Source organism: Bradyrhizobium sp. BRP23 (genome assembly GCF_020194135.1).
GTDB classification, from domain to species: domain Bacteria; phylum Pseudomonadota; class Alphaproteobacteria; order Rhizobiales; family Xanthobacteraceae; genus Bradyrhizobium; species Bradyrhizobium yuanmingense.
This window is the reverse complement of the sequence record NZ_JADYVW010000001.1, coordinates 757,825-775,906: the sequence shown is the minus strand read 5'-3', so window position 1 is coordinate 775,906 and position 18,082 is coordinate 757,825. Positions and strand designations below refer to the sequence as shown.

The following is an 18,082-nucleotide window of genomic DNA, read 5'->3' as shown; positions in this document are numbered from 1 at the left end:
CGGAAGCGCCGCGCGAGGACTACCCCTCGTACTGATCCGGCCCCATCGCCCAAGCCGACTCGTCGTGGCCGACCGCGTAATTGCGGTTGTTAAGCGCCGGATTGCGGTTGACCATCGGCCGCATGAACATCGGATGAGTCGCCGAGCGCACCTCGTGCTCGACCGTGAACAGCTTCTTGCCGCTGTCGAGGTCGACGATGTCGCAGAACCGGTACTGGTATTGATTGTCCTCGCGAGAGATCAGCTTGCGCGCGAGCAGCTTGCGGTAGGGGCCGGAGAAGTCGGTGATGTACATCTGCACGTGGTGGCCGTCATAGTCGGCCTGCGGCCGGTCGGTCTCGCGGAACAGCAGATGCTGGTTGCGGCCCGTCTTCACGGCGGCCACAGTGCCATCGCCGTTCCGCAAGCTCGCGAGCATGCCCATGACTTCAGGGTAGAAGGCGCAGATGCCGGCTGCCGATCCCATAGGCACGTCGAACTCGACATAGGGAATGCCGAGCGCGATCCGGCCGAACCGCGCCGCGTCGGGCTCGTAGCAGCGCAAACGGTTACCCCAGGGGCAGACCGCCTCGACATGGTCGTTATGCTCGGTGAATGCGAACGCGGTGCCCTCGACTTTCTTCGCGACCGTTGCAAGCCGCGCCAGCAGCGCCTCGCGGCCTTCGATGACGAGGCCAATATGTCCGCGCAGCACCTGCGGCCGGCCGCTCGGCAGATGAAACTGACTCCGCCCGGCATTGATCCACATGTTGGTGTCGGACACCATCAGATAAGGATCGCGGGTGAGCCCGAGCCCGGCGACGTAGAACAGCGTGGCGAGGCGCTGGTCCGGGACCTGGATGTTGACGTGCTCGAAATGGATGGCGTTGCCGAGATCTTCTGCGGACCGATCGAATTGCTGCGGCATGGGTGTGCACTTCTCGCTGGGGGACGAACCGGTCGCATCTTAACGCATAGTCTCCGGCCGTCGAGTTTCCGTCGGTGACCGCGCCGCTTCCTCCGCACGGGCGGGGTGAAACCTGGCCCACCAGCCCGCCTTTTTGACTTGGCTCAAGATAATTCCGATGACGTTCGGCAAGCTCGTCGGACCGACATCAAGGCCGGAGGAAGCGTCATGCTAGGTCGAACCGTTGCTGCAGCGTTGCTGCTCGCCATCCTGGGCCAGCCAGCTCTGGCTCAATCGCCAGCGGACCATCAAGGTCATCATCCCAGACAGGAGCAGACGCCGGCATCCCCGCAGTCGAGTTCTCCTGCCAACCCATCCGCCGAGCGGCAGAGCCCGATGCGCGGTGGAGACATGATGGGAATGATGGGGCGCGGGATGATGGGACAAGGAATGATGGGACAAGGAATGAAAGGGCATGGCGCGATGGGCGGTGCCGCCATGGAGCCGCCGGTCGTCTTCCGCATCGTCTACGCGCTGATGGATGCTGATGGAGACGGGAACGTCTCGCTGCCCGAGTTTCAGGTCGCCCATGAACGCATTTTCAAGGCAATGGATCGCGACAAGGACGGCAAGCTCACTTTCGAGGAGATGATGGCGTTCATGCACAGGAGCAAGGGCTCCGCCCCGCAGCAATAGCGAGCGGGAACCTCAAGGCGGGTACACGAACTGCGGCTTCATCGGGGCGTTCGCGATGTGACGATGAAAATCGCATGCGCGCTTCCCAACTTGCCCTGGCGGCCAGTCCCTGTAATCTGCAAAAAAACAGGGAAGGGTGCGATGGGAGGAGTCTTGGAGGGCGTGCGCGTGCTCGATTTCGGGCGCTATATCGCCGGGCCCTATTGCGCGACATTGCTGGCCGAGTTCGGGGCCGAGGTCATCCGGGTCGAGAAGCGCGACGGCAGCGAGGATCGGTTCGTCGCGCCGGTGGGCGAAGGCGGCGAGGGCGCGCTGTTCCTCCAGATCAACCGCAACAAGAAGGGCATCACACTCGATCCAATGAAGGCGGAAGGCCAGGAGGTGATGCGCCGCCTGATCGCGACCGCGGACGTCGTGGTCGCCAATCTGCCGCCGCAGACCCTGCGCGCGATGAAGCTCGATTACGACTCGCTGAAAGAGATCAAGCCGGACATCATCCTGACCACGGCGACCGCGTTCGGCGGGCCTGGCCCGTGGTCCGACCGCGTCGGCTTCGACGGCGTCGGTCAGGTGATGTCGGGCTCGGTGTACATGACCGGCACCGGAGATCCGCCGTACCGCGCGGCGGTGAACTGGGTCGATTTCGGCACTGCGCTGCACTGCGCGTTCGGCACGCTCGCCGCGCTGATCGAGCGCGGCAAGTCCGGGCGGGGGCAGATCGTCGAAGGCGCGCTGCTCGCAACCGCTTTGTCCTTCACCAATGCCACGCTGATCGAGCAGGCCGTCATCGACGTCAACCGCGTGCCGACGGGCAATCTCGGCCAGACCGCGGCGCCCGCCGACATCTACCGCACCAAAGACGGCTGGGTGCTCTGCCAGGTCACCGGCCATCCGCTGTTCAAGCGCTGGGCGCGGCTGATGGGCGAGGAGGATGTGTGGCTGAATGATCCGCGCTTTGCCGACGACATCAGCCGCGGCAACAACGGCCCGCTCATCAGCGAGCGGATGGCGCGCTGGTGTGCCGAGCGCACCACGCAGGAGGCCGTCGACACGCTGGGCCAGGCCATGATTCCGACCGGCCCCGTGCTCTCGCCGCAACAGGCGCTGGATCATCCGCACATCCGCGCCGCCGGCTTCATGCAGGACGTCGACTATCCGGGCTTGCCGAAGCAGGCGCCGGTCGCCCGCGCCGCGGTGCGGCTGTCGGAAACGCCGGGCGAGATCGCGCACCGTCCGCCGACGCTCGGCGAGCACACCGACCGCGTCCTCGCCGATCTCGGCTACGATGCGGACGAGATCGCGGCGCTTCGGCAGAGCGGCATCATCTAACTCACAGCAGCTGCTTCAACGCCTTTGCATCGGCGGGTGCTGCGCTCTTCTGGTCGTTGTCGAAATAGACATAGACGTCGCAGCCCTGCCGCTTCCACGACTTGATGCGCTTGGCCCATTGCGCCAGCGTGGGTTTGGTATAGTGCCCGTGATAGCGCCCGCTTGGCCCGTGTCCGCGCACATAGACGAAATCCGCCGTGCGCTTCCACGGCGCCGGCGCGTCGTGATGATCGGACAGGCACAGCGAGATGTTCTCCTCAGCCAGCATCCGCAGGATGCGCGGCTGATACCAGCTCGGATGGCGGAATTCGAAACTGTAACGCCGCTTTCGCGACAGCAGCTTGAAGAACGAGGCGAGCCGGTCCGCATTCGCCTCGAATTGCGGCGGCAGCTGGAACAGGATCGGGCCGGCCTTGCCGCCGAGCCTGGAGATGCGGTCCTCCAGCAGCTCGAGGCTGTTGACGGAGCGCTCCGACAGGCGCTTCCAATGCGTGATGAATTTCGACGCCTTCCAGGCGAACACGAAATCGCGGCCGGTCTGCTCCCGCCATCCCTTCACCGCCTCCGGCGTCGGCGTGCGGTAGAACACCCCGTTCAGCTCCGTGGTGTCGAACTGCCCGGCATAGTAGCTGAGCTGCTGCTTCAGCGTCACGTCCTCGGGGAAGAACGGGCCGCGCCAGGAGGCGTAGTGCCAGCCCGAAGTTCCGATCAGAACGCGCGCCATGTTTCACGTACCATCCGTTGCCATTTGCCGGAGGGAACGTCCGTGCGGCCGATACGTTTCTCGTGAGCATCAACGGTGAGGACCGGAACCGATGTACGCGCTGTTCGAAGGCGACAAGCAGATCGGCAATCCCTTTCCGACCGAGAAGGAAGTGTGGGAAGCTGCCTTGATCGAGGGCCTCGTCACGGACGTCCCCATTGCGGACGAGGAGGGCGGCCACATTCTGCCGGCCGGCTATCACGTCGAGCGCATCGAAGAGACGGAGGAGACGTTCGCGCCGCGGCCGGACTGGAAGCTGCCGCGCGAGATCTCCTAAGTCAGTTCGTCGCCAGCGCCGCCTTGGCCACTTCCGCCATCCAGCGTGAAGCCACGGGCAGGATCGCGTCGTTGAAATCGTAGCGCGGGCCGTGCAGCTCCGCGCCGTCGCGCAACTCGCCATTGCCGATCCAGACGAAGGCGCCGGGCCGCTGCTGCAGATAATGGGCGAAATCCTCGCCGGCCATGCTGGGCGCGAGATCGCGCCGTACCGGTGCCTGCACCTTCTCCGCGGCGATGCGCGCGAGGTCAGCCTCATCAGGCGTGTTGATCACGACGCCGACACCCCAGACGATCTCGGGCGTGACCTTGACGCCGAAGCTGGTCGCGATCCCGGCGCAGGTACGCGTGATGCCGTCGAGGATGGTGTCCTTGACCGCCTCGCGGTGGTAGCGCAGCGTGCCGCGGATGGTGACGCGTCCGGCGATCTGGTTCGGCGCGGTGCCGCCTTCGATCGTGCAGAGCGACAGCACGGCGGTGTCGAGCGGGTCGACGCCGCGCGAGGCGATCGATTGCAGCGCGACGATGAGGTGCCCGGCCGCCACCACGGGATCGCGCGTCAGATGCGGCATGCCGGCGTGCCCGGCGTGGCCCTCGATCGTGATGGTGATGCGCCCGCCGGAGGCCATGACCACGCCGTCGTGCACGGCGATGGTGCCGGCGGCAAGGCCCGGCCAGTTGTGGAAGCCGAATATCCGCTCCATCGGAAAGCGGTCGAACAGCCCGGCCGCGACCATCGCCCGCGAGCCGCCAAAGCCTTCCTCGGCCGGCTGGAAGATGAAATCGACCGTGCCGCTCCAATCGGTATCAGTGGCGAGCAGCGCTGCGGCGCCCAGCAGCGCGGCGGTATGGCCGTCATGGCCGCACGCATGCATCACGCCGGATGTCTTCGAAGCGTAGGGCAGTCCGGTATCCTCGGTGATCGGTAGCGCATCCATGTCGGCGCGCAGGCCGACCCGCCTTTGCGCATGGCCGCGCCTCAAGGTCGCGACGATGCCGTGGCCGCCAATGCCAGCCTCGAAGGGAATGCCGAGCTCGGTGAGCTTGTCCTGCACGAAGGCAGAGGTCTCTTTCTCCTGGAGCGACAGCTCCGGGTGGGCATGCAGATGCCGGCGCCACGCGGTCAGTTTCTGGTGCAGTTCGGGGGACAAGGCAGGTGATCTTTCGCAAGGTGTCCGTTGCCGTCACCATAAAGGATTATCACCGCCATGCACCCCGCGCCTTGGAATGCCTCGCGTGCAGCAACGCGCGCCGCTTTCCCCGTCATTCCGGGGCGCGCCTCTTGGCGCGAACCCGGAATCCATCGTCCAGCTCGCTCCGAGGCCCAATGGATTCCGGGTTCGCGACTTCGTCGCGCCCCGGAATGACGAGCAATGGGTGTTACGCCAGCTTCGCCAGCCCCTTCCAATCGAACCCAATCCCATGACCCGGCCGATCGGGCGCCAGCGCCAGCCCGTCCTTCAGCACCAGCGGATGCTCGATATACTTGTCGAGCCCGAAGCCGTGCGCCTCCAGATAGGATCGGTTCGGGCAAGCCGCGAGCAGGTGCACGGTGATGTCATGCGCGCCATGGCTGGTCACGGGCAGGTTGAACGCTTCCGCGAGCCGCGCGATCTTCATGAACGCGCTGACGCCGCCGCAATTGGTGACGTCGGGCTCCGGGTAGGACACCGCTCCACTGGCGATGTAGTTCTTGAACTCCCACAGCGAGCGCAGATTCTCGCCCGCCGCGATCGGCACGCCGCCCGCCTGCATGATACGCAGATGGCCGGCGACGTCGTCGGGGATGATCGGCTCCTCGAGCCAGGTGAGGTCGAAAGGAACGAAAGCACGCGCGGCGCGGATCGCCTCCTCGACCGTCCATTTCATGTTGGCATCCGCCATCAGCGCAAAACCGTCACCGAGATGCTGCCGCATCGCGGAGATGCGCGCGACGTCGGACTTGAGGTCGGGCCGGCCGACCTTCATCTTGATGGCGCGAAATCCCTTGGCGAGATTGCCGTCGGTCTGCCTCAGCAGCGCATCGACGGAGAGATCGAGGTCGATGCCGCCGGCGTAGCACGGCACATGCGCATCGAAGCCGCCGAGCAGGTGGTACAGCGGCAGCTTGGCGCGCCGCGCCTTCAGATCCCACAGCGCGATGTCGAGTGCCGAGAGCGCCAGCACCGCCGGCCCGCCGCGGCCGCCATAATGCAGCCCCCACCAGACATGATGCCAGATCGCCTCGGTATCGTCGGCCTCGCGCCCTTCGGCCAGCGGCGGGATCTCGCGCTCGAGAATGTCGGCCACAGCGCCGCCGTTGCGCCCGACCGTATAGGTGTAGCCGACGCCTTCGGCGCCATCGGCATCGCGGATGCGGCAGGTGATCAGCTCGAACGCCGTCATGTCGCCATGCGTGGAGTCCGACAGCGTGATGGGGAGGGGGATCCGGTAGAGCCCGGTCTCGATGTTTGCGATGCGTGGCATGGTGCCTCCCTGATTTTTGTTCTTCGTAGGGTGGGTTAGCCGAGCGGATGCGCAAAGCGCATATGCTCGGCGTAACCCACCACTTCTGTCTCCGCGGATACGAAGATGGTGGGTTACGCCTAGCGGTTTGCGCTTCGCGCAATCCGCGGGGCTAACCCACCTTACGCTAGACTATGAAGTCAGTCGCCTCCAGCGAGGCCGCATGCACTCCGCTCAGGGTGATGGTGTCATTGGCAGTGAGCTGAATCACCGCATTGCCCGAGCTGTCATCGCTGATGAGGCCGGACAGGGTCGCCCAGTCGGCAAAACCGTAGTCGTGCAGGTTGATCACGTCGAGTTCCCCCGCGGTGCTGCCGACCGCGATGTTGCCTTGATTGAAGTCGTTGATGACGTCGTTGCCGGAGCCGGCCGTGAAGACGAAAACATCGTTGTTCGGTCCGCCCCACAGCTGATCATTACCCGCGCCGCCGTTCAGCGTGTCCGTGCCGCCGGTGATAGAGCCAGGGGTAGATGGCGCATAAGTCCGCGCATCGCCGTAGAGATGATCAGTGAACTCTCCGCCATTGAGGATGTCATTGCCGCCACGCGCACTGCCGGACATGTTCATGGCGTCGCCAATCAGCTGGGAGCCGTAGACGGCCGGCGGCGGCTCGCCGCCATTCGTCACGAAGGTCAGGGTATCGTTGCCACCCTGGGCATTGTCGGTCAATGACGTGAGCGAATCGCCGGCCAGCGTTCCACCTCCGATCGCCATGCCGCTGCTGATGCCGAGCGTGAGGTCGTCGTTGCCACCGATTGTATTGCCGGTCATGGCACCGATGGCATCCCCACTGAGGGTCGCCGTGCTTTCGTATGCATATTCGAATACGTTCAGCGTGTCGTTGCCGCCATGCGCGTTGTCGCTCATGGATCCCCCGGCATCGCCGCTGAACACGTTCTCGAAGGCGCGCCCACCGGTCACGCCTGTCAGCGTGTCATTGCCGCCTTGCGTGTTGCCCGACATGTCGCCTCCGGCATCTCCGTAAATGGAGATGTTGGAGCGGAAATTGCCGCCGGCGTCGGCGGTGAGCGTGTCGCTGCCGCCTGCAGCATTGCCCAACATGGTCTCGGCGTCGCCCATAATGGTGGCGCCGCTAAAGGGATAATCCACGTTCGCCGTGAGCGTGTCGTTGCCGCCGTGGGAATTGCCCTGCATGACCGTGTCTTCGCCGATCAGCGTAACGAACACGTCCGTGTTGAGGATGGTTGCCGTCACCGTGTCGTTCCCGCCCCAGCCGTCGATCGGGAAGTTGGGATCTCCGACGATGGTCGCGGTTTGGCTGAAGTTCGGAAAGGTGAGGATCAGGGTGTCGTTCGGCATCGTGCGCATGGCGCATCACTCCCATTTCATGTCAGTCGCGTGACTCTGAAAACAGCGGAGGTCTCGGCGAGACGCACTGCGGTCACGCTTGGATCTGAATCTACTTGGAGTTGATGGCGGAGGTTTGCTCCTGACTCGGTTTGATTGCGGCCGAGGAACCGCGTGACGGTGCTCGCCATCGATGGCAGCACGGGACAGGTGCGGACTTCATGGAAACCGCGATCGACCCGTTAGATCAGAGCCGTGTTAAAGCGCTATGACGTGCCGTTTGCCATCTCACCGCATCGTCGCGAGCTGCACCGCCAGCGCGCAGGCGCGGTCGTATTCGTCGAGATTGATCCATTCGTCGACCGTGTGCGCCTCGTTCTGGCCGGCACCGAAGGTCACGGTCGGAACGCCGTGGCGGACCATCCAGTTGGCGTCCAGGCCGCCATTGGCGGCGCGCACGTTCGCCGTTCCGCCCACGGCAGACACCGCCTCGATCGCGCGTTTGACCACCGGCAGGTTCTCCTTCATGCGGAACGGATAATAGTCGGTCTCGGCCTTGAATTTGACCTTGCCGGACTTGCCTTGCGCGTTGGTGACCTTCTTGGCCGCCTTCTCGAACGCGGCCTTGTAGGCCTTGGTGATCTCCTTGAAGAATTTTCCGTCGTGGCTGCGGCTCTCGCCGCGCACATGCACGTAGTCGGTGACGACATTGGTGGCATCGCCCGCGGGGCGGCCTTCGCCGCCGGTGACCGGGCCGACATTGCTGGTGCCTTGCCTCTTGCCCTTCACGACCTTGCCGAACCAGCCGCCGGCCTTCACGTCCGCAAGCGCCAGCGCCATGATCATGGTCGAGGAGATGCCGCGCTCGGGTGCGACGCCGGCATGCGAGGCGCGGCCGAAGATCTCGACGGTCCAACGGTCGGCGCCGACGGCCCCGATCACGACGTTGGAGGCCGAGCCGCCGTCATAGTTGAACGCCATCACGGGCTTGCCGAGCTCGTCGAGCTTGACGTGCCGCGCGCCATAGAGCCCGCTCTCCTCGCGCACGCAGAACAACAGCGTGATCGGCGGATGATCGAGCTTCTGCTTTTGGAGCTCGGCGGCCAGCGTCACCAGCACGCCGCAGCCGCAGCGATTGTCGCCGCCGAGCGCGGTCTTGGCGTCGTTGACGATCTTGCGCCCCGTCAACTTTGGCTTGGCACCGGCGCACAGCGGCACCGTGTCCATGTGGGTCATGAACATGATGCGTGGATGGTTGTGCAGCGCGCCGCGGCCGGGCAGGTCGACGATGAGGTTGCCGGTCTCGGTCGGCACCGGAATGCGCGTGTTGGCGTCATCGAGCCGGATCGCCTTCGCCGGCACACCGCTCTCCTTCAGCGCAGCCGTGAGCTCCCGCCCGATCGCCGCCTCCTGCCCGGTGACGCCCTCGACAGTGAGGAAGCGCATGAGACGATCGGTGGCGGCTTTGGTGTCGACAGGCATGGACTCGAATTCCCTTGATGCGGATGGCGGCGCAGCATCTCCTGCGCTTCCGCATTTCGCAAGGGGCTCAGACGCGCTGCGTGTAGATCAAGAAAATCAGCACGCCGACCGCCAGTGCCGCCGCCATGAACAGCAGCACCGCCGGCAGCCCCGCGAGTGCGGCCACCGCGCCGGTGACGGATTGCATCAGCGCAGTGCCGAGAAAGAAGGCGAGATTGACGGCCGCAAGCGCCTTGCCGGCGACCTGCGCATCGACGAGTTGCCTGGACATGCCGAACAGCAGCGGCTGCGCCGAGGTGAAGAGCCCGATGAGCACGAACAATGCCAGATCGTAGGAGGGCGGCATGACGTTCACGCCGAACAGCCATGCAACGGCAAAGTGCGGCGCTCCCAGCGCCATCAGCGCGAGCAGTAGCGCCGCGATCGCATGCGTGCCGGCGACCAGCTCGCGGCGGCGGCCGAGCCTGCGGTCGATCATGCCGACGAGCAGCGGGCCTGCGATCATCGCCAGCGTGAACGCGCCGAGCTGGTTGCCGGCCTCGATCCGCGTCAGGCCCTTGATCTCCATCAGCCAGGGTCCTCCCCACAGGCCGCGCAGCACCAGCGTGCTCGCCAGCGACACCATCGCCAGCGCGATCACGCCGCGCAGCGGCCGTGACAGGCCGAGCCTGACCACATCGATCATCTGCGACAGCGGCGAGGACTCGTCCTTGTGCTCGGCCGGCTGGTGCGGCACCAGTACGAACACCGCCAGCGCGACGAGGATGCCGCCGATTGCGGAGATCCAGAACCCGGCGCGCCAGCCGTAAGTATCGATCACGAAAGCGAGCGGGCTCGCCGACAGCAGCATGCCGATATTGCCGATCGAGAGGATGGCGCCCGACCACAATCCGAATCGCGCCGCCGACAATTGCTTGGCTGCGAGCGTCATCGGGCACATCAGCATGCCCGAGGTGGCGATGCCGAGCAGCAGCTGCCCGACGGCGAAGCTCTCGGGCCCCGTCGCAAACCCCGAGGCCATCGCGCCGAACACGGTTCCCGCCAGCAGGGCGAGCGACACCGGCCGCACGCCGAATCGGTCCATCGCCGCACCGACCGGGATCTGGGAGGCCGCAAAGGCGAAGTGGTAGACCGACGTGAGGCTCGCCAGCGCCTGCGGCTCGATGTGGAAATCCGCCGCCATCAAATCGAGGCTCACCGCCGGAATGGTGCGCAGCAAGGTCGACAGCATGTGGCCGCAGGCGAGCGCGACCAGCGCGAAGATCAGCGCGCGGGTGGCGGTGCCCGCGTCGTCGTCGGCGTTGGCCATGAGCGTCCCGTCCCGAGAAGGTTTTGGGGTGAGTTACATGATCGAGGGGGCGGGTGCCAATGGCGGCAGCGCGCCCCCCTCATGCCGGAATGTGACCTCGGACTGGTACTCGACCTCTCGAGCAATGCCATTGCCGAGAGGTTAGCCGCATTGCAACGCACCACCTTCGAGACGGCACTCAGCCTGGTAGGGAGTCATGGCGTTGCGCCGCGGGGATAAAGTGTTGTGGGCGTCTCCGCGGTGCGCGCGACGGTTGCATCATCTTCGCTCTTGGGAGCTTCCGTTGGCGAACGTAGGAACAAAGGAGACATCGTCTCTCTTACCTAGGTTAGGGAGACCTGATCATGATGTCCTCGAGACCGCCACGGCCCATTCGCACGACGCTCGATCTTGCGAACGCTGAGCAGGTCAAGTCGGTCCGCAGGCGGCTTCGCATCTCCAATGCCGATCTGGTCAGGATCGTCGACAAGATCGGCAACTCTCTGGCGGCCATCGAGAAGGAAGTGGAGTTCGAAAAGCTGGCCGTTCAGCAAGGTAGTGCCAGGGACGCAGCGACGACCCTCGAATGAATCCAACCCATCACGTGGGAAAGGAGAATTGCGATGAACAGTCTGATCTACCTCATAGGGCTCATCGTTGTGATCGCCGTCATTCTTTCGTTCTTCGGCTTGCGATGATCCGCCACCGCCCGGCAGGCGACCGCCGCGCCGGTGAAGTCATTCTTAATGTCGCGTGCAGCAAATGGTTGATGCGCACCAGGTCAATACCATCATAGCGACGACGCTTTGTGCGTTCTTCGAGCGGCTTCCCGACGCTCAAATCGGCACTGAGGAAGCCAAGCTGCTGGCCAAGCAAATCACTGAAGCGCTGAACGCAGCTGGGCTGCAGATTGTCCCTGTGGCTCCGGCGAGCACACGGCCCTAGTTCTATGGCTGCGGCACCGAGCTTTCTGGCTTAAGGCTCCATCAGAGCTTCGTTTTCTTGAGGTCATGTCTCGCGCCGGAATGGAGTCATCCGCGTCGCTCCTGGGCCGCAATCTATTTCAACTCGATCAGCAGCTTCCAAGCGTCCTCCAGCAAGGCCTTCATCCGGTGTCGCTCGGCGCGGGCGTCCGGTGTGCACATTCCATGTTGATATGCATTCCGGTTGCCCTTCGGAGCGCCCGATCTCGGCGCGCCGCCATGCATGCGGCAGCGGCGCTTGCCGTGCACGGCTGGCGCGCGGCACGCGAGACCGCGGCGCGTCTGCGCCCCGCAGCGCGGGCTCGACTGCATTGCATCGGTATGACGGATGTGATCGCCGGTCATACGCAGGCGCCACTCGTATGGACCTCGCGGCCTGCGCCCGTTTCTGCATTCGAAGTCGTCTCCATTGCGCCAGCCTCCGCAATGATCATGCTGGCATGCTGCGTGACGTTGCCCACGATCGCCCGTCCGCCGTCCTGCACCGACAAATTCTGCACCGTGATCGCGCGCTCGTCGCTGTTGCGGTGGCGGTTCAGCGCTTCGACCTGGGCGGCGAAGGTGCGGGAGAGCCGGGTCAAGGCGCGGGCGATGCCCTCTTGCTGTGCGAGATCGTCGGTGCAGGCGAGCCGGCAGGCACAGCGCATCGCCGCCATGTGCACCGACACCATCTGCGACACCAGCATGGCCTCGATGGAATCCTTCGGCGCGATGCTCCTGATGGTCGAGATCATGAAGGCGAGATTGGCCTCATCCGGCTTCTGCCCGACCACGCTGGCCTTGACCAATTGCCTCAGCATGCCGTGCATCGCGTCGCGGTCGGCGGCGCCGAGCGCCTCGGCCAGCAGCCGCTCGCCGGTGTGCGGGTCGGGATGGCGGATCGCAATGCGCCGCTTGTAGAGTTTTACGCGCGGGGTCGCGGCGGGGACGCTGCGATCGGATGCCGCGAGCGGCGAGGGGATGTGGCGTTCGAGAGCTGTCGTCATGGGCATGTGTCCTTTGAGCGCGCAAGCGCGAATGGCCGTTCGCCGCTGCGCGCGAATGCGGATTTCGGAATGTCGATGAAGGGTTTAGACGCAACCGCGTCGGCACGGGTCCGGACCGGCAGGCCGTGACGCTCGCGACTGTTGCGATGATGGCATTATGGCACTGTTTTGCCCGACGCGACAGAATTTATTTCGTAAATCCGAAAAATTTCCTCGGCCCTGCGCAAGCCTTTGTTCTGAAAGGGGCGGTCTACTGTGCATGGGGTTGTTTTCGCACTTTTGTTTTGGAAGCGGCACACACGTGCCGTGCGGCGGAATGCCGGCGCTCAAACGCGATTGCGAAATCCGGCACGGCCGCTATTCATGACTTCTACGGCGTTGCACCAACAAGCATGCACAAGCGGCGCCAAGAGGTCTGGGAGAGAACGAATGCAACGAACCGCCCGCCTGCTGGCAGTCATCGCAGCTCTATGCGCCTTGGCGCCGGCGACAGAGGCTCTCGCGCAGAAATATCCGTCGCGGCCGGTCAAGATCATGGTCGGCTTCAGTGCGGGCGGCCCGGTCGACGTCGTCGCGCGCATCATTGGCGACCGCTTGAGCAACAAGCTCGGCCAGCCCTTCGTGGTCGAGAACCGCGCCGGCGCCAACGGCATGATCGCGGCCGAAGCCGTCGCGCGCGCCGAGGCGGACGGCTACACCATGCTCGCCTGCAACTCGTCGACGATCACGCTGAACAAGACGCTGTTCAAGGACATCCGCTACGATCCGCAAGTCGACTTTGCGTCGCTCACCACGGTGGTTTCGGCGCCGCTCGTCCTCGTCGTCAATCCCGAGAATCCCAAGACGGCGAACGTCAAGTCGGTGGCCGATCTCGTCGCTGCGGCGAAGGCCGCGCCCGGCGCGCTCGCCTACGGCTCCGGCGGCAACGGCAATCTCGCCCATCTCGCCATGGAGCTGCTCAGCCAGAAGGCCGGCATCAAGCTGATCCATGTGCCCTATCGCGGCGGCTCGGCCGCCGAGGTCGGCATTCTCGCGCAGGAGGTGCTGGCGGTGTTCGATCCGCTCTCCGCCGTGCCGCTGGTCAAGGCCGGCAAGCTGCGCGCGCTGGCGGTGTCCTCGGCCGAGCGGCTGCCGGCGCTGCCCGACGTGCCGACCGTGGCGGAAGCCGGCTATCCCGGATTCGACATCTCGTTCTGGGTCGGCTTCTTCATGCCGAAGGCAACGCCCGCGCCGATCCTGGAAACCCTGCATCGGGAGATCGTCGCCGCCGCCAAGGATCCCTCGGCCGAGGAGAAGCTCGGCGCGCAAGGTGTCGTCAGCGTGCTCAGCCCGGCCGACTACGCCGCGAAGATCGCCAAGGAGACCAAGGAGCTCGCGGAGGTGGTTGCGGCCGCGAACATCAAGGCGGAATAGGGCGCGACGCGCTATCTGCCGATCAGCAGCTTAAGCCGGTCGAGCAGCGGACGCTGTCCTGCATTGATCTTCTCCTGCGCCGCGTCGAGCGTGAACCATTCGGCGCGGTCGACTTCCGGAAAGGCCTGCCGCTTGCCGCTGCGCGGCGGCCATTCCATCTCGAACGTGTTGCTGCGAATGCTGCGCACGTCGAGATCGAGCTCGGCCGCGAACGCGGTGACGAGCTTGCCCCCGCGCTGCCTGACCTGGCCGAGCGGGGTCAGCGGCAGGGAAAGCTCCAGTCCCAGCTCCTCGGCGAACTCACGTCGCGCCGCGATCTCTGCGTCGTCTCCGTCCGCGTATTCCCCCTTCGGAATCGACCATGCGCCGAGATCCTTGTTGCGCCAGAACGGCCCTCCGGGATGGACCAGGAGCACCTCGATGTTCCCACGCTTGCGATAGGCGATGATCCCGGCACTCTTCGATGGCATTGCAGGTTCCGCAGAAAAAGAGCCGCGGCCTTCCCTCGGGAAAAAGTGGAACTGCGCGTCCTAGCGCAGGTTAGTAGCCAATGTTCATTTGATGAAAGGGAGTGAACCATGATCCGCCTGTTGGCAACCACCGCATTGGGGGTGGTGCTGGCGAGCGCCGCGTATGCGCAATCGCCCAGCACGAATCCGCCGTCTCAGCAGACGCCGCAGTCCCAGTCGAACTCCACCGCGCCATCCACGAGCTCGCCGTCGAGCGCGACCGACAAGCAGCAGACCACATCGCAACCGCAGCAATCCCCGCCGTCGGGAACGTCGGCCCAGACCACGCAGGCCAACCCACCATCGTCCGGCTCCGGCACCGCCAATACGGGCTCGACTGCGCAGTCGCAGAGCGGGACGGCGAATTCCAATGCAGCCGGTAACCAGCCTGCAACGCAGCAGAGTGCCAACCCGCCAGCTGCGAACACCAACCAGGCGCAGGACCGGTCCAATCCGCCGCCGGCCAGCAATCAAGCCCAGCAGGCACCGGCCGCATCTGGAACCAACCAGGCCCAGCAGGCACCGTCTGCGCCGACGAGCAACCAGGCGGCCGCCCAGACCGACGTCAACCTCAACAAGCAGCAGGAGACCAAGATCAGCGCGTCGATCTCGCACCTCAACGTGCGGCCGCTGACCAACGTCAATTTCGCGCTGAACGTCGGCACGGTGGTGCCGCGCGACGTGCACCTCTCGACGCTGCCGCCCGACGTCGTCGAGATCGTGCCGCAATATCGCGGCTACAGCTTTGCGCTGGTGAAAGATCAGATCGTCGTGGTCGATCCGGCGACCTACAAGATCGTGACGGTGCTGCCGTACTCAGGCCAGTCCACGGCGACAACGACGACGACGCGCGAGCGCAGCGCCAGCAAGTTCTCGGATCGCGATCGCGAGGTGATCCGCAAGCATGCGAAAACCCGTACCGAGGGACGCAAGGAAGTGCGGACCACCGGCAGCACAGCGCGCAGTGAGATCCGCGTCGGTGACCGTCTTCCCGAGAGCGTCGAGGTCGAGGAATTCCCGACCACGGTCTACCGCGATGCGCCGGGCTTGCGTGAATATCGCTACATCCACCGCGACACCCGGACCTATGTCATCGAGCCGCGCGAGCGGCGGGTGATCGAGGAGATCGACTAGGTCGATTTGGGTCGGAGCCGCCGCAAGCGAGCGGCTCCGATCGTTAGCCTGACGTCCGTTCGCGCGATGCGAGACGAACGGCGCGAGCCTTCGCGCTCTTTCCGGCCGCGCGTGCCGCGATCATGCTGCGGGCCTTGCTGGGAGCCGTGACATTCTTCCGCAACAGTGTGGCGAGCCGCTTGCGGGCGCCCTTCGTCGTCACGCGCGCCGCGACTTGCTCCGCCTTGCGAATGATGTTCGCAACCGAAGGCGTCAGGTTCACCGGAACCCAGGCGACGTCCTTGGCCTTCGAAAGACTGCCGATGCCTTCGCATGGCGCTTCGCGCGGCAGGTCGATGCGGATCGCGAGTGCCTCCGACCGTTCGGTCCAGTCTTCGGCCTTGGTACCGGTGATGATCCGGACATAGTCACGCGTTTCGCGCGGCAGCTCGCTCTGCCTGGCAAGCCATTTCTGGATGCGGCCGGGACCGGCATTGTAGGCCGCGGCAGCAAGGCCGAGATTGCCGAATTCGTCGCGCAGCTTGCGCAGGAATTTTGCCGACGCCGGCAGCGCCTTCATCGGATCGAAGGGATCGTCGAGCCCGACCTCGGCGGCCGTCCCCGGCATGAACTGCGCGACGCCCTGCGCGCCAGCATGGCTGACCTCGTTGGACTTGAAGCGGCTCTCCTGCCAGATCAGGCGCGCGAAGAACGGCACCGGAATGCCGCTGGATTCGGCGGCCTCGCGCAGCGCGTGACAAAATCGTTCGGTTGGCGAGGGCTCCGCCTGCACCACCGGCTCGACCGCGCGCGGTGGCTCGATCACCTGCTCGTAAGCCGCGTGCGCGTTGGCAAGCTCGATCGCCTGCACGCTGGCGACGAAGAGCTCGACCACCGGAACAAGTGACGAGGCATGATTGTTCTTGAGAACAGTGGTGTCGAAACGTGATGCTTGGCGGGATGCCGACGGATCGAGATCGCACATCAGAAGCAGAAACGCGGCGCAAGCCGCGACGACAAATCGCATTTGCTGGGAGAACCTCGAACTGTGGGATGAACGGCCAGCGACGCGCCGGCGACAGGAAGTTCTTAACCGTCCGATTGCGGCAAAGCTGCGGTCTCTCGGGTTCCTTCGGTGTTACTACGGTGTTCCCGAAGAGAAACTCTCCGCGGCTTTGCTGGCTGTTTGCGAATGGGATGCGCGATGACGATGCGATGGATACTAGGCGCGGTGATGTCGCTGTGGCTCATCGCTCCGGCGCTCGCAGGCAATCTCGAGCCTGCTGCGGTGAACGAGGCTGCGCGTCCTGCGAAGCCGCCGGCCACCGACAAGCTGAATGCAGCCGTGGTGAAGCTTCAGGTGCTGCTCGATCGCGCGCAATTTTCGCCCGGCGAGATTGACGGCAAGCTCGGCGAGAACGCGCAGAAGGCGCTCAAGGCGTTCGCGGAGCAGAACGGCATCGCATCCGACAAGGTTGTGGCGCCGGAGCTCTGGGACAAGCTGACCGCAGCGAGCGAGGGCCCGATTCTCGTCGACTACAAGATCGCCGACGCCGACGTGAAGGGACCGTTCTTAAGGAAGCTGCCGGCCAAGCTTGATGACATGAAGTCGCTGGACGCGCTGAGCTACACCAGCCCGCTCGAAGGACTTGCCGAGAAATTCCACATGAGCGCGGACCTGCTCAAGGCGCTCAATCCGGGCAAGGCGTTCGACAAGGCCGGAGAGACGATCGTGGTTGCCAATGTTCCGGCGCGGCGCGAGCTGCCGCGCATTGCCCGGCTCGAAGTCGATAAGACCAACGGGACCTTGAAAGCGTTCGATGCAAGCGGCGCTCTGCTGGCGTTCTATCCGGCGTCAGTCGGCAGTCCGGATCGCCCGACGCCAACGGGAACGCTGAAGGTCACCGCCAGCCACGAGCTGCCGACCTACCGCTACAATCCCGAGTACAAGTTCAAGAGCGTCAAGTCCAAGAGACCGTTCGATATCAAGCCGGGTCCGAACAATCCGGTGGGCGCACACTGGATCGGCCTGTCGGCGCAGGGCTACGGCATCCACGGAACGGCAGAGCCCGACAAGGTCAGCAAGTCGGCGTCGCACGGCTGCGTTCGGCTCACCAATTGGGATGCGCGTGTGCTCGGCGAGAACGTGAAGCGCGGCATGCCCGTCGTCTTCCTCGATGCGCCGACGGAATCCTCATCGAAGCGGCAGGGCACGCCCGCTGCGAAGCGTGCCGCGAATTAGTCCTTGGGAAAATCCTTGCGCATCGCGATCTCCGCGGCGTCGCCGGGCGAAAGCACGTTTTGATCGAAGGCGGCCTGCGGCGTCGTCATGATGTCGTAGAGCGAGATGCCCTTGATCGGCTTGCCCATGAGCTCGCGGACGCATTCGGCGAGCGTGCCGTTGTAGACGAGATACGGCGGCCCGCGATCCTTCTGCCGCTCGCCCTTCAGCGACGGCCATTTCTTCAGCTCGGCCGGCGCGTCATAGGCGATCGGCGATCCCTCTTTGAACATGCGTTTGGCCCCGGTGGCTTGATGGCCGGG

20 protein-coding genes are annotated in these 18,082 nt (G+C 64.8%); 8 read left to right on the top strand and 12 right to left on the bottom strand.

What is annotated here, in order from left to right; all coding sequences use genetic code 11:
* Positions 1–19 precede the first annotated feature (19 nt).
* Positions 20–907, bottom strand: a complete 888-nt coding sequence (locus tag I6F24_RS03530; RefSeq protein WP_225149993.1) for a hypothetical protein — start codon at positions 905–907, stop codon at positions 20–22.
* A 207-nt stretch (positions 908–1,114) separates the two neighbouring features.
* Between I6F24_RS03530 and I6F24_RS03525 the strand changes: the two genes are divergently transcribed.
* Together I6F24_RS03525 and I6F24_RS03520 are read left to right on the top strand one after the other, a co-directional pair.
* Entirely contained in the window at positions 1,115–1,582 is a 468-nt protein-coding gene (locus I6F24_RS03525; RefSeq protein WP_225149991.1) for an EF-hand domain-containing protein, read from the top strand.
* 141 nt (positions 1,583–1,723) lie between these two features.
* Entirely contained in the window at positions 1,724–2,911 is a 1,188-nt protein-coding gene (locus tag I6F24_RS03520) for a CoA transferase (RefSeq protein ID WP_225149989.1), read from the top strand.
* 1 nt (position 2,912) lies between these two features.
* Here the strand turns inward: I6F24_RS03520 and I6F24_RS03515 are convergent, their stop codons facing one another.
* The gene (locus tag I6F24_RS03515) at positions 2,913–3,635 is read right to left on the bottom strand and encodes a DUF72 domain-containing protein (protein WP_225149987.1); all 723 of its coding nucleotides are present in this window, start codon (positions 3,633–3,635) and stop codon (positions 2,913–2,915) included.
* Between the two features lie 91 nt (positions 3,636–3,726).
* On the opposite strand from I6F24_RS03515, the gene I6F24_RS03510 reads away from it, so the two are divergent.
* On the top strand, positions 3,727–3,951 hold the full coding sequence (locus tag I6F24_RS03510; RefSeq protein WP_225149985.1) for a hypothetical protein: 225 nt from the start codon (positions 3,727–3,729) through the stop codon (positions 3,949–3,951).
* 1 nt (position 3,952) lies between these two features.
* Here I6F24_RS03510 and I6F24_RS03505 read toward each other — a convergent pair whose 3' ends face one another.
* The 5 genes from I6F24_RS03505 to I6F24_RS03485 form a co-directional block, all read right to left on the bottom strand.
* Positions 3,953–5,101 carry an amidohydrolase gene (locus I6F24_RS03505; protein ID WP_225149983.1) on the bottom strand — a complete coding sequence of 383 codons (1,149 nt, stop codon included), beginning with the start codon at positions 5,099–5,101 and terminating at the stop codon, positions 3,953–3,955.
* Between the two features lie 229 nt (positions 5,102–5,330).
* Positions 5,331–6,416 carry a mandelate racemase/muconate lactonizing enzyme family protein gene (locus tag I6F24_RS03500; protein WP_225149982.1) on the bottom strand — a complete coding sequence of 362 codons (1,086 nt, stop codon included), beginning with the start codon at positions 6,414–6,416 and terminating at the stop codon, positions 5,331–5,333.
* A 166-nt stretch (positions 6,417–6,582) separates the two neighbouring features.
* Complete coding sequence (locus I6F24_RS03495; protein ID WP_225149980.1) at positions 6,583–7,785, bottom strand: hypothetical protein; 1,203 nt, start codon at positions 7,783–7,785, stop codon at positions 6,583–6,585.
* Between the two features lie 267 nt (positions 7,786–8,052).
* Entirely contained in the window at positions 8,053–9,246 is a 1,194-nt protein-coding gene (locus tag I6F24_RS03490; RefSeq protein ID WP_109144592.1) for a M20/M25/M40 family metallo-hydrolase, read from the bottom strand.
* 67 nt (positions 9,247–9,313) lie between these two features.
* On the bottom strand, positions 9,314–10,555 hold the full coding sequence (locus I6F24_RS03485; RefSeq protein ID WP_225149978.1) for an MFS transporter: 1,242 nt from the start codon (positions 10,553–10,555) through the stop codon (positions 9,314–9,316).
* A 344-nt stretch (positions 10,556–10,899) separates the two neighbouring features.
* Here I6F24_RS03485 and I6F24_RS03480 point away from each other — a divergent pair, with 344 nt between their 5' ends.
* Together I6F24_RS03480 and I6F24_RS03475 are read left to right on the top strand one after the other, a co-directional pair.
* Positions 10,900–11,124 carry a hypothetical protein gene (locus tag I6F24_RS03480; protein WP_225149977.1) on the top strand — a complete coding sequence of 75 codons (225 nt, stop codon included), beginning with the start codon at positions 10,900–10,902 and terminating at the stop codon, positions 11,122–11,124.
* Between the two features lie 172 nt (positions 11,125–11,296).
* Positions 11,297–11,479, top strand: coding sequence for a hypothetical protein (locus I6F24_RS03475; RefSeq protein ID WP_036004233.1), 183 nt, complete (start codon positions 11,297–11,299; stop codon positions 11,477–11,479).
* A gap of 113 nt (positions 11,480–11,592) precedes the next feature.
* Here the strand turns inward: I6F24_RS03475 and I6F24_RS03470 are convergent, their stop codons facing one another.
* Together I6F24_RS03470 and I6F24_RS03465 are read right to left on the bottom strand one after the other, a co-directional pair.
* The gene (locus tag I6F24_RS03470) at positions 11,593–11,862 is read right to left on the bottom strand and encodes an HGGxSTG domain-containing protein (RefSeq protein WP_036026046.1); all 270 of its coding nucleotides are present in this window, start codon (positions 11,860–11,862) and stop codon (positions 11,593–11,595) included.
* Complete coding sequence (locus I6F24_RS03465) at positions 11,859–12,503, bottom strand: hypothetical protein (RefSeq protein WP_225149975.1); 645 nt, start codon at positions 12,501–12,503, stop codon at positions 11,859–11,861. The genes I6F24_RS03470 and I6F24_RS03465 overlap by 4 nt, the downstream gene beginning before the upstream one ends.
* Positions 12,504–12,932: 429 nt before the next feature.
* Here I6F24_RS03465 and I6F24_RS03460 point away from each other — a divergent pair, with 429 nt between their 5' ends.
* Positions 12,933–13,916, top strand: a complete 984-nt coding sequence (locus I6F24_RS03460) for a tripartite tricarboxylate transporter substrate binding protein (protein ID WP_225112708.1) — start codon at positions 12,933–12,935, stop codon at positions 13,914–13,916.
* An 11-nt stretch (positions 13,917–13,927) separates the two neighbouring features.
* Here the strand turns inward: I6F24_RS03460 and I6F24_RS03455 are convergent, their stop codons facing one another.
* Positions 13,928–14,386, bottom strand: coding sequence for an NUDIX domain-containing protein (locus I6F24_RS03455; protein WP_225112707.1), 459 nt, complete (start codon positions 14,384–14,386; stop codon positions 13,928–13,930).
* Between the two features lie 108 nt (positions 14,387–14,494).
* Here I6F24_RS03455 and I6F24_RS03450 point away from each other — a divergent pair, with 108 nt between their 5' ends.
* The gene (locus I6F24_RS03450; protein ID WP_225149972.1) at positions 14,495–15,559 is read left to right on the top strand and encodes a DUF1236 domain-containing protein; all 1,065 of its coding nucleotides are present in this window, start codon (positions 14,495–14,497) and stop codon (positions 15,557–15,559) included.
* 43 nt (positions 15,560–15,602) lie between these two features.
* Here I6F24_RS03450 and I6F24_RS03445 read toward each other — a convergent pair whose 3' ends face one another.
* The gene (locus I6F24_RS03445) at positions 15,603–16,565 is read right to left on the bottom strand and encodes a lytic transglycosylase domain-containing protein (protein ID WP_225149971.1); all 963 of its coding nucleotides are present in this window, start codon (positions 16,563–16,565) and stop codon (positions 15,603–15,605) included.
* 183 nt (positions 16,566–16,748) lie between these two features.
* On the opposite strand from I6F24_RS03445, the gene I6F24_RS03440 reads away from it, so the two are divergent.
* Complete coding sequence (locus I6F24_RS03440) at positions 16,749–17,780, top strand: L,D-transpeptidase family protein (RefSeq protein WP_225150110.1); 1,032 nt, start codon at positions 16,749–16,751, stop codon at positions 17,778–17,780.
* On the opposite strand, the gene I6F24_RS03435 is transcribed toward I6F24_RS03440, so the two are convergent.
* A complete protein-coding gene (locus I6F24_RS03435) occupies positions 17,777–18,052 on the bottom strand; it encodes a hypothetical protein (protein ID WP_036004252.1) in 276 nt (91 codons plus the stop codon). The genes I6F24_RS03440 and I6F24_RS03435 overlap by 4 nt on opposite strands.
* Between the last annotated feature and the right edge of the window lie 30 nt (positions 18,053–18,082).

Excerpts from the sequence above, each read along its gene's own strand:
- I6F24_RS03530 (WP_225149993.1), bottom strand. The coding sequence starts at position 907 with ATGCCGCAGCAATTCGATCGGTCCGCAGAAGATCTCGGCAACGCCATC.
- I6F24_RS03525 (WP_225149991.1), top strand. The coding sequence starts at position 1,115 with ATGCTAGGTCGAACCGTTGCTGCAGCGTTGCTGCTCGCCATCCTGGGC.
- I6F24_RS03520 (WP_225149989.1), top strand. The coding sequence starts at position 1,724 with ATGGGAGGAGTCTTGGAGGGCGTGCGCGTGCTCGATTTCGGGCGCTAT.
- I6F24_RS03515 (WP_225149987.1), bottom strand. The coding sequence starts at position 3,635 with ATGGCGCGCGTTCTGATCGGAACTTCGGGCTGGCACTACGCCTCCTGG.
- I6F24_RS03510 (WP_225149985.1), top strand. The coding sequence starts at position 3,727 with ATGTACGCGCTGTTCGAAGGCGACAAGCAGATCGGCAATCCCTTTCCG.
- I6F24_RS03500 (WP_225149982.1), bottom strand. The coding sequence starts at position 6,416 with ATGCCACGCATCGCAAACATCGAGACCGGGCTCTACCGGATCCCCCTC.
- I6F24_RS03495 (WP_225149980.1), bottom strand. The coding sequence starts at position 7,785 with ATGCGCACGATGCCGAACGACACCCTGATCCTCACCTTTCCGAACTTC.
- I6F24_RS03490 (WP_109144592.1), bottom strand. The coding sequence starts at position 9,246 with ATGCCTGTCGACACCAAAGCCGCCACCGATCGTCTCATGCGCTTCCTC.
- I6F24_RS03485 (WP_225149978.1), bottom strand. The coding sequence starts at position 10,555 with ATGGCCAACGCCGACGACGACGCGGGCACCGCCACCCGCGCGCTGATC.
- I6F24_RS03480 (WP_225149977.1), top strand. The coding sequence starts at position 10,900 with ATGATGTCCTCGAGACCGCCACGGCCCATTCGCACGACGCTCGATCTT.
- I6F24_RS03475 (WP_036004233.1), top strand. The coding sequence starts at position 11,297 with ATGGTTGATGCGCACCAGGTCAATACCATCATAGCGACGACGCTTTGT.
- I6F24_RS03470 (WP_036026046.1), bottom strand. The coding sequence starts at position 11,862 with ATGACCGGCGATCACATCCGTCATACCGATGCAATGCAGTCGAGCCCG.
- I6F24_RS03465 (WP_225149975.1), bottom strand. The coding sequence starts at position 12,503 with ATGACGACAGCTCTCGAACGCCACATCCCCTCGCCGCTCGCGGCATCC.
- I6F24_RS03460 (WP_225112708.1), top strand. The coding sequence starts at position 12,933 with ATGCAACGAACCGCCCGCCTGCTGGCAGTCATCGCAGCTCTATGCGCC.
- I6F24_RS03455 (WP_225112707.1), bottom strand. The coding sequence starts at position 14,386 with ATGCCATCGAAGAGTGCCGGGATCATCGCCTATCGCAAGCGTGGGAAC.
- I6F24_RS03450 (WP_225149972.1), top strand. The coding sequence starts at position 14,495 with ATGATCCGCCTGTTGGCAACCACCGCATTGGGGGTGGTGCTGGCGAGC.
- I6F24_RS03445 (WP_225149971.1), bottom strand. The coding sequence starts at position 16,565 with ATGCGATTTGTCGTCGCGGCTTGCGCCGCGTTTCTGCTTCTGATGTGC.
- I6F24_RS03440 (WP_225150110.1), top strand. The coding sequence starts at position 16,749 with ATGCGATGGATACTAGGCGCGGTGATGTCGCTGTGGCTCATCGCTCCG.
- I6F24_RS03435 (WP_036004252.1), bottom strand. The coding sequence starts at position 18,052 with ATGTTCAAAGAGGGATCGCCGATCGCCTATGACGCGCCGGCCGAGCTG.